This window comes from Rhizobacter sp. P2_H3 (assembly GCF_056403355.1).
The window spans coordinates 18,472-29,077 of record NZ_JBFUFQ010000061.1 but is presented as its reverse complement, the minus strand read 5'-3'; the positions used below and the strand labels follow the sequence as shown (position 1 = coordinate 29,077).

Below are 10,606 nucleotides of genomic sequence, written 5' to 3'. Positions count from 1 at the left end.
CGTCTGAAGTATGCCGCGGCGGTTGAGGCTGCAATCACAGCGAGAAATGCCGCAGTAGCGGCTGGGGATGTCTATCTCGAAGGAGTTTGGCGTGCCTACGAAAGTGATTTGACTAAAACGGTGTTCGAGCTTTCTGACGAAGCCAAGACCTCGGCGCAAAGAATAGCTGTACATGACGCACTGATGACATCGCGACTGGCATCTCTGGGAAGCTATGTTGGCCCAGCGTTCGATACATATAAGGTCTTTGATGCCATAGCTTCCGGAGATGGTGAAAAGGCAGGAGAAGGAGCGCTCTCGATATTGCTGGGGCTTGTGGGTGGAATTATCGGTGGGGCGATTGGAAGTGCAATCGTTGTTGGGCCAGGAACGGTGGTGGGTGCCTCGATAGGTGCGGGCCTAGGGTCGGCTTTGCTGGCACTGTCAGCAGAATATGTAAATAAGAAATTTGGTGTTCCCGCGGCGGAATGGGTAGGTAAGTGGCTGCCGGATAGTTTTTGGAGAGGACTGGACTCGCTTACTGGAGGGGCAGGAGCGGCCAATATAGATCCAGCGGGGAGTGTCTTTGCGTCGACCCTGATTGGGAGAATGGATCGTACGCTAGCTGGAAAAGATATTGGGCGCTTCTTTGATCTTGCAGGCTCTGCTCGTCAATCTCGGGAAACTGTTGACCTTCTCAACGGATTGGCACGACTTTTCGTTTCTGAAGCGCCGGTGCTGACTCAGACGGCCAGCGAGCAGCAGTTGCTGGATTTCAGTAAGCGTATTGCAGGCGTAACGGACATATTCGGCGGTGGACTCCGCATCCTTCCCATCCCACCGACCGCAGAACAGGCTCGCACCAACTACGGTTCGTTCATTGCTCTTCAAGCTCGTGTGCCGATTATTCTGGCGGCGAAAGATAGTGATACGAATTCGTCACTCATTGCCTTCTTGACGTCTGTACATGGACAGAGTCAGCTGGATCTGTGGAACGCTGATGTTGCTCTGCGTGCGGCGAGCGGTGGTCAGCAGGGAGCATTGGATGGATTGAACTTTAGCGATTCGTATCTCGAAAATCTGGCGACTTCAGTTAGATATTTAGGCGAGCGCAATAAAAATGAGTACACATCTGAGGTGATCCGAACTGGTCGCACAGGTTCAAACGCATACTGGTATGAACTGATAGATGATCAAGGGGGTAGAACAAGGTTGAACGTCGCAGATGCGGGCGCTTCCGCGGCCACAGGCGAGGATGCTCGTGTACGGGTGTCCTTCGGCGGCAAGGGAAGTGATCTGATTACCGGTGGCAAGCTGAGCGACCACTTATACGGCGGAGCCGGCTTGGATCAAATCAACGCCGGCGACGGCGACGACTATGTCGAAGGCAACGCCGACTTCGATTCGCTGTACGGTGAGAAGGGCAATGACACGCTACTCGGTGGTGCCGGCGGTGACTGGCTGTCCGGAGGTGTGGGCAACGATCAACTGAGCGGCGGTGCAGGCGCCGATACCTACGAGGTCAACGCCAACGAAGGCGTCGACACGATCCTCTCCAGCGATGCCGCCGACGTGCTCAAGCTTGCAGGCCGCACGCTGACTGGCACCGGCACCATCAAGACCAGCGCCAACGGCGTCACGGTGTGGGTCGACGAGTCGGTGGCCTCGGCGCCGATCATCTACATGCTCGACGCCAACCGCGCCGAGTTGACGCTGGCCGGTTCGGGCAGCACGGTCGTCATCAAGGATTTCCAATCCGGCGACCTGGGCATCACGGCCCCGGTGGCGACCCCGCCCGTGGTGCCGCCGGCACCGCCCACGAGCGCCGACTTCGCCTCGGTGGATGGCTTCCAGCAGTACAAGGACTGGAGCCACGCGGGCCAGGCGGCCAGCACCTTCGCCAACATCGCCGCCGGCTTCTACCGCGTCGAAGGCAGCAAGGGCAGTGACGTGATGACCGGGGGCGCATCGCTCGGCAGCAGCGCCACCAGCCCCACCTCCTTCAACGCCACGCAGATCGTCGGCCGCGCCGGCGATGACCGGCTGTTCGCGGTGGTCGAGCAGACCGAGGCGCAGGCCCTGGCGGGCACGCCGTTGCTCACCGCGCAGGAAGCCCCGCTGCTCGACGGTGGCCAGGGCAACGACTTCATCGTCGGCAGCAGCGTCGACGACCTGGTCTTCGGCGGCCAGGGCGACGACCGCATCATCACCGGCGCGGGCCGCGACATCGTGCTCAGCGATGGCGACATGGGCACGGGCTTCAAGTCCTTCGCCGAACTCGGCCAGGCCGATACAGTGATGGAGGGTGAGAACCGCAACGGCCAGGGTGGCCAACACGTCAGCTGGCGCGACCTGGGGCCGGTCAGCACCGGCGAGTACGCGGTGTACATCACGAGCAAGGGCTGGACGGGCAACCCGGCCGGTGCAGGGAATCGGCTGTCGCTGCCGTACGGCTACATCGACCCGCTGGCCAACATCGACCTGCGGGCGTTCGCGCAGGACACGCTGGGCACGAGCGTGCTGCCCGAGAGCAACCCGCTGTATGCGTCCGTCGCTGCGCAGTTGGGCTACGAGCCCGGCAGCTTCGACCTGGTGATCCAGGGCAGCAGCCGTAACACCGGCAACGGCGGCTACGCCTACGACCCGAACGACCCGAACCCGCAGACGCGGCTGCTGGACAGCTTCAGCACGGCGGCATACGCCGGGCGCGACGTGATCGACACCGGCGCGGGAGATGACGTGGTCAACGCCGGTGGTGGCGACGACCTGGTCTTCGCGGGCGCTGACAACGACGTGGTGGCCGGCTACCAGGGCAACGACATCCTCAACGGCGATGCCGGCAACGATCTGCTGTACGGCGACTACCTGTCGCGGCTCAGCACGGCGCTGGTCGATGGCATCACCGGGCTGTCCAAGGGGCAGACGGGCCTGGACGGCAGCCAGCACGGCAACGACCTGCTCAACGGCGGCGCCGGCAACGACGTGCTGATGGGCAACGGCGGCTCCGACGTGCTGAACGGCGGTGACGACAACGACGAATTGCACGGCGACGAATACGGCCTTGCCGCGCAATGGTCCGGCAACGACGTCCTCGACGGCGGCGCCGGCAAGGACACGCTGATCGGTGGCGCGCTCGACGACGCGCTGAAAGGCGGCACCGGTGACGACGTGCTGTTCGGTGACGGTGAGATCACCTACGTGGCAGCCGAAGGACACGGCAACGACCAGCTCGACGGCGGCGACGGTAACGACCGTCTCTACGGCGGTGGTCGCGACGACGCGCTGGTCGGCGGCGCCGGCAATGACCAGTTGATGGGCGACGACACGATCGACAAGGTGCCTGGCAGCATCCACGGCAACGACCGGCTCGATGGCGGTGCCGGCGACGACACGCTGATGGGCGGCGGCGGCAACGACGTGCTCACCGGTGGCGATGGCGATGACTGGTTGTCGGGCGAGGACGAGGATGGCACCGCCGTGGTCTCCACGCTGACGGGCAACGACCAGCTCGACGGCGGCCGTGGCAAGGACACGCTGGTCGGCGGCAACGGCGACGACCAGCTGCACGGCGGCGAAGGCGACGACTTGCTGTTCGGCGGCGCCGGCAACGACACGCTGGACGGCGGCGCGGGCATCGACGGCCTGTCCGGCGGTGCAGGGGACGACACCTACATCGTGCGGGCATCCGATCTGAGCGACGGCGCCGTCGTCGACACCATCGTCGACAACCTGGGTCGCAACAAGATCGTCATCGAGGGTGGAGAGATCACCGCACAGGCTGCGCTGAACGGGACCGACCTGGTGCTGCGGATCGGTGCGGGCGGCATCCTGATCACGGGCGGGATGCAGGGGGCCGTCCAGACCTTCCAGGTCGCGGACGGGCAGGAGTTGAGCCTTGCCCGCGCGCTCGGCCAATGGCTGCGCGGACAGCAGGACCTCACCGCGTCGGGCACGGGCCAGCACCTGATCGGCGGAGCCGACAACGATGTCCTGCGCGCCGATGCGAACGCTCAGGGCTCCGTGCTGTCCGGTGGCATGGGCAATGACACCTTCGACATTGCGAGCACGCAAGGCACGACGCTGCAGTTCTCGCAAGGGGACGGGCGCGACACAGTGTCAGTCGCCGCCGAGGCTCGCAGCGCGGACAACGTGCTGCAGCTGCAGGGCGAAGACTTCATGCCGGAAGACCTGCGCCTGCGCCGCGAGGCGGACACCGGAGCCGTGGTGCTCGACATGGGCTCGTTCGGCGACGCGCTGGTGCTCGACCAGAAAGGCGTGTCGCAGCTGGCCACCGTGGGCCGCAGCTTCGATCGAATCGAGTTCGACGACGGCAGCGTCCTGACCTGGGACGAGCTGCTGGCGCGGGGTGTGCTGGTCGAGAGCACCGGCGCGGGCGCAACCCTGTTGGGCAGCAACGTGCACGACGTGATCGTCGGCAGCGAGGCCTCGCGGCGCATCGAGGCCGGCGCAGGTGACGACAGTTTGCTGGCCGGCAGCGGTAATGAAACGCTGGTGGGCGGCAGTGGCAACGACACCTACCGCTTCAGCTCGGGTTTCGGCACCGACACCGTGGACGACACCGCAGGCACCCCTGGCGAGACCGATCGCATCGAATTCGACGCCACCCTGCCGGTGGGCGCCGCGCGCTTCATCCGCAACGGTGCCGACCTGTTCGTGATGTTCCAGGGCAGCGGCGACCAGTTGACGGTGAAGCAGTTCTTCACCAACGCGAGCCGCCAGCAGATCGCCTTCGCCGACGGCACGTCGTACGAGCGCGGCACCGTTCCGTTCGTCGGCCTGCAAGACCTGATGACGCAGGGTGATGACACGTTCGAGGTTCCTGGCGACGGCAACGTCACCCTCGATGCCCTGGGCGGCAACGATGCGATCCGCGGCGGGGCCGGCAACGACACGCTGGCAGGTGGCAGCGGTGACGACACGCTCACTGGAGGCAACGGCGATGACGTGCTGGAAGGCGGCACCGGATCCGACCAGCTCGTCGGCGGTGCCGGCAGCGACACCTACGTCTTCCACAAGGGCGATGGCGTGGATACGCTGGAGGACGCCTCCACGATCGGCACCAACCGCATCGTGCTGGCCGATGTGCATGAAAGCGAGTTGACGCTGGCCAACGATGGCGGAGGCCTGGTGCTGCGCTATGGCTCGGGAGACCAGATCACTCTGAGTCCGCAAAGTCGCCTCGGCGCCATCCAGTTCGCCGACGGTACGGTGTGGAGCGACGGGGAGATCACGGCGCATCTTCCGTTCACGGAGATCGGCACCGCCGGCAACGACCGGATCGACGGAAACGGCAGCAGCACGCGCCCGCAGGACATCCACGGCCTCGGTGGTAACGACACACTGGTCGGCGGGTACGGGAACGACAGCCTGTATGGCGACGAAGGAAGGGATTGGCTGTACGGCGGCGCAGGCAACGACCTGCTCGACGGCGGTGACGATGCCGACACGCTCCAGGGACAGGGCGGCAATGACGTCCTGGACGGTGGCAGTGGAGATGACGAGCTTTTCGGTGGGGATGGCGACGACACCTTGCATGGCGGAGCCGGCAACGATCGGTTGTCCGGCGATGGCGGAGCCGATGTCCTGCATGGCGACGATGGCAACGACCTCCTGAATGCAACGGCCAACGATGATGGCCGCTCATCGTCCCTCTATGGCGACGCGGGCGACGACCGATTGGTTGGCAGCAACGGCAGCGAGCGGCTTGACGGCGGCGACGGGAGCGACACTTTTGGCTACAACATCGGCTGGGGCGACGCCGTCGACACCATCGTCGGCGGCCAGGGCGACGACACCTTCTCGCTGGAATCCACCCGCTCTGCCGACTTTGTGTTCGCGCAGGGCGATGGCCACGACCTATTCCGTCAAACGCAGTACCTGGCCGATGGCGCTGCCGCCGACGGAACCTTGCGTGTCACGTTCGCGGCCGGCGTGGCCGCGTCGTCCCTGAAGCTCGTGGGACTGACCGCCGTGCCCGCGAACGACGTCTATGCAGCCAACATGGCGCTCACGTTCACCTACGGCACGCAGGGCGACACGATTTCCTACGCACTCGACGGCCGGGCGATCCGCCCGAACATGGTTAACAGCCTGCCGACCTTCGCGTTCGCCGACGGAACGGTGCGCAGCGCGTCCTCCCTGATGCCGGCCAGCATGGCCGACCTGCCCGTCATCGGTTCGGCCGCCGGCGAGGTGCTGTTCAGCACCGGCACCTGGACGGCCGCCGACGGTGGCACCGTGCTGGGCATCTCCAACCGCCTCACCGGCGGCAAGGGTGACGACACGCTGGTCGGCCTGGAAGGCAACAACACCTACCATTTCGACCGGGGCGATGGCAAGGATCTGATCTATGAGTACGGTGGCAACGACGTGATCGAGTTCGGCGCCGGCATCACGCCCGAGAACCTGAAGCTGAGCGCTGTCACCTACAACGCGGCTGGCAGCCTTACCTCCGACCGGATCCTGGAGGTGGACCAGGGCGGTGGCCAGATCCGCATCAGCAGCACGGGCGACAACCAGGACTACCGTCCGCGCAGCGGGTATGCAGACGTGGGCAAGTTCGAGTCGTTCCGCTTCACCGACGGCACCGTGCTGGACTGGACGCAACTCGTGGCGCGGGCCGGCAGCTTCACGGTCCTGCCCGACGTGAATGGCCGGGTCCTGGTCGGCACCGAATTCAACGACCGGCTGGAAGGCGGCGTCGGCGAGCAAAGCCTGCAGGGCGGCGCCGGGGTCGACACCTACGTCTTCAAGCGTGGCGATGCGGTGGTGGCCGCGGCCGGTGACATCTCGGGCGCCGACCTGATCCTCGACACCTCGATCGGCAACATCATCGAGTTCGGCCCCGGCATCGCGGCCGGTGACCTGCGCTTCCGCCGCTTCGGGCCGAAGCTGCTGATCGACGTGCTCGGCGGCGCTGCGCCGGAGACCATCGGCGTCGACTACTTCGACGACCCGCGTCGCCTGTCGACCTTCCGCTTTGTGGATGGCAGCACGCTGGACGTGTCGCAGGGCATCCGCATCGCGCTGGCCGGCACCGATGGCGACGACGTGATGAACGGCACGGCCAACAGCGACTACTTCGACGGCGGGGCGGGCAACGACCAGCTCAACGGCAAGGCCGGCAACGATTGGCTGCTGGGCGGGGCAGGCAATGACAAGCTGGATGGCGGCGCCGGTGTCGACGACATGGCAGGCGGGACGGGCGATGACACCTACGTCGTCGACGACAGCGGCGACACGATCACCGAGAACGCCGGCGAGGGGCTCGACGCGGTGCAATCGACCGCCAGCTACATCCTGTCGGCCAATGTCGAGAACCTGACGCTGGGCGGCAGCAGCGGCCTGTCGGGCACCGGCAATGCGGCGTCCAACAAGATCACCGGCAACAGCGGCGCGAACCGCCTGGACGGCAAGGAGGGCGTGGACACGCTGATCGGCGGCGCGGGCAACGACACCTACGTGGTCGATGATGCGCTCGACAGCATCACCGAGGCCTCGGGCGGGGGTACCGACACCGTCGAAGCCAGCGTGAACTACTCGCTGCTGGACAACATCGAGGCCCTGACGCTCACCGGCAACGGCAACACCACGGCCACTGGCAACGGCGCGGCCAACACGCTGATCGGCAATGCCGGCAACAACGTGCTCGACGGCAAGGGCGGGCTCGACAACATGGCCGGTGGCGCCGGCAACGACACCTACTACGTCGACACCGCCAACGAGGCCACCACTGAGCTGACCGGGGGCGGCACCGACACGGTGAACAGCACCATCACCTGGACGCTGGGCAACTTCGTCGAGAACCTGACGCTGCTCAACGGCAACGCGATCGATGGCACCGGCAACGGCCTGGACAACCTGCTGTTCGGCAATGCGGGCGTCAACGCGCTGAAGGGCCTGGAGGGCAACGACACCTACAGCAGCGGTGCCGGCAACGACACGATGACGGACAACTCCACGACGTCGAACGACGTCTACCGCTGGGGCCGTGGCGACGGGCAGGACACGATCACCGATGCGGGCGGCAGCGACCGCATCGAGATCGGCACCGGCATCAGCGCGGCGCAGCTGACGCAGACGCGCAGCGGCAACAACCTGGTGCTGGGCATCAGCGGGGTGACGTCCGACAAGCTGACGATCACGAACTGGTACGTGGGCACGGCCAACAAGATCGAAACGATCAAGCTGGCCGACGGCACGGGGGTTCCGGTGACGGCGTCGGCAGTCGGCACCACGGCGGCACCGACCGCGACACCCACCGAGCGGGCCATGCCGGCGACGCGGCGCTTCGCGCTGCTCTCGCCCTGGGATGCGATGCACGCGGAGACGGCCCTCGGCGAGCGCCGGCCGCAGGCCTTGCCGACCTTGATCACGGGCCAGGACACCGGCCTGCACGACGACGCGGTGGTGGCTGCGCTCACGGCGGCGCCGGGCCGGGCGTTGTGGCGTGGCACGGAGCCGCGGAAGGCGTTGCTGTGACCGCGGCGTCGGCAACGTTGGGGCTGAGCCCCGAGGCCCTCGACTTCGCGCCCGACCTGCTGGCGATCCAGGAGCGGCCTCCGGCGCGCCTGCCGCGGGCGCTGTTGCTCACCGTGGCGGCGCTGGTCGGGCTGCTGCTGGCCTGGGCCGCTTTTGCGCAGCTCGACATCATCGCGACGGCCGAGGGCCGGCTCGTGCCGGTGAGCTTCACCAAGGTCGTGCAGCCGGCCGAGGCCGGTGTCGTCACCGACATCCTGGTGAAGGAGGGCGACGCGGTGAAGGAGGGGCAACTGCTGGTGCGCATGGACGCGCGGGCGTCGCAGGCCGACACCGAGGCGCTGGGGCGCGAGGTGGCGCTGAAGAAGCTGACGCTGCGGCGCATCGAGGCCGAGCTGGCAGACCGCCCGCTGCTGCCGGGCCTTGGCGAGCCGGCCGCGCTGTATGCGCAGGTCGACGCGCAGTTCCGCGCCCGCCGCCAGGCCTACCTCGACGGCATCGCGCAAGAGGAGCAGACCCGGGCCCGCGCGCAGGCCGACCTGCTGGCCGCGCAGCAGCAGCTCTCGAAGATCGCGCAGACCCTGCCGAGCTACCAGCAGTCGGCCCAGGCCTACCGGCAACTGGTGAAGGAGGGCTTCGTCGGCGAGCTGGCCGCCAACGAGAAGGGCCGCGAGGCCATCGAGCGCGAGCAGGACCTGAAGGTGCAGACGGCCAACGTGCAGAGCGGCGCGCTGGCCGTCGCGCAATCCGAGCGCAAGCTGGCGGCGCTGCGCTCGCAGTACCGCTCGCAGCTGGAGAACGAGCGCATCGACACGCTGGCGCTGCTCAACCGCAGCGACCAGGAGCTGCAGAAGTCCACGGTGCGTGCCGGGCAACTGGAGATCCGCGCGCCGAACGCCGGCATCGTGAAGGACCTGGCGACGACGACGCGCGGCGCGGTGGTGTCGGCGGGTGCGCTGCTGATGACCATCGTGCCGCAGGACGAGCCGCTGCAGGCCGAGGTGCAATTGCGCAACGAAGACGTCGGCTTCGTCAGCGTGGGGCAGCCGGTCAAGGTGAAGGTGGCCGCCTACCCGTTCCAGAAATACGGCCTGCTCGACGGGCGCGTGATGCTGGTGAGTGCCGACGCGGTCGATCCGAAGCAGCAGCCGGCGCAGCCCGGTCAGCCGCCGCTGAACTACCGCGCCGTCGTGCAGATCGACACGCACCAGCTGCAGAGCATGGCGACCGGCGAACGGCTGGCGCTGAACCCAGGCATGGCGATCACGGCCGAGGTGCAGCAGGGGCGGCGGTCGGTCATCGAGTACCTGCTGTCGCCAGTGCGCAAGCTGGGGCAGGAGGCTGCTCGTGAGCGGTGACCTGGAGCGTGAGTCATGGACGACGGCGCTTTCGCGTGCCGCATGTCGTCGCGCATCAATCCTGGCCGTCGGTCTTCTCCTGCCGGTCGTTGTCGCGGCGGCTGAACCCTTCGAAGGCACGTTCCATAGCAAGACTCACGTGCTGCGCTTGCATCAAGTGGGCTCTCGCGTGTGCGGAGAATGGAGTCATGCCACGCAGTCAAGAAATCGCGAGGGACTCGTTGCCGGCGTCATCGTTGACGGGGCACTGTTGCTGAATGAGTGTCCCGACTTCGAACTCGCCTGCGCGCCTCAACCGACAGACGATCGACCGCAACGATTCACGTGGAAAGGCCGCAACCTGGCGCGTGCGAGCGACGGGGGACACGACGAGATCTTTGTGCGGGAGAGTTCGGGGATGCCCATCTGGAACAACGCTCAAGCCAAGGAAGCGGAACCGTTCCTCAGTTCCTGCAAGTGGTAGTCGTCGTCTCCTTCGGCATGAATTCAATGGCACCCATCGCATTCCTGATCGTATACATCGCCCTCAATGGGCTCTTCATGGTCTGGGCCGGGCGGCAAGCCTTGTCCGTCCAGTGCGGGCTTCTCGTGTGTCTTGCACTGGTCCCGCTCGTCAGTTTCGGCGCAGTCTTTTTTCTGGCAGGTCGGGCGGTTCACGAGGGAGTCTCTGCGGCCTACTGGCTGCCGACATTCGCTCTCGCGCTACCTGGACTGGCCGTGGCGTGCATGGTGCTCGTTGGCGCGTTCCATCAGAAGCCCCGGACGCTGCG

At 66.2% G+C, this 10,606-nt stretch carries 3 protein-coding genes; all 3 read left to right on the top strand.

Going from position 1 to position 10,606, the window contains the following annotated elements; translation table 11 throughout:
• Positions 1 to 684 precede the first annotated feature (684 nt).
• The 3 genes from AC1D1T_RS13910 to AC1D1T_RS13900 are packed head-to-tail and all read left to right on the top strand — an operon-like array spanning position 685 to position 10,299.
• Entirely contained in the window at positions 685 to 8,481 is a 7,797-nt protein-coding gene (locus AC1D1T_RS13910; protein WP_477992009.1) for a calcium-binding protein, read from the top strand.
• Positions 8,478 to 9,836 carry an HlyD family type I secretion periplasmic adaptor subunit gene (locus AC1D1T_RS13905; RefSeq protein ID WP_477992008.1) on the top strand — a complete coding sequence of 453 codons (1,359 nt, stop codon included), beginning with the start codon at positions 8,478 to 8,480 and terminating at the stop codon, positions 9,834 to 9,836. Before AC1D1T_RS13910 ends, AC1D1T_RS13905 begins: the two co-directional genes overlap by 4 nt.
• A complete protein-coding gene (locus tag AC1D1T_RS13900) occupies positions 9,826 to 10,299 on the top strand; it encodes a hypothetical protein (protein WP_477829002.1) in 474 nt (157 codons plus the stop codon). The genes AC1D1T_RS13905 and AC1D1T_RS13900 overlap by 11 nt, the downstream gene beginning before the upstream one ends.
• The last annotated feature ends 307 nt before the right edge of the window (positions 10,300 to 10,606 follow it).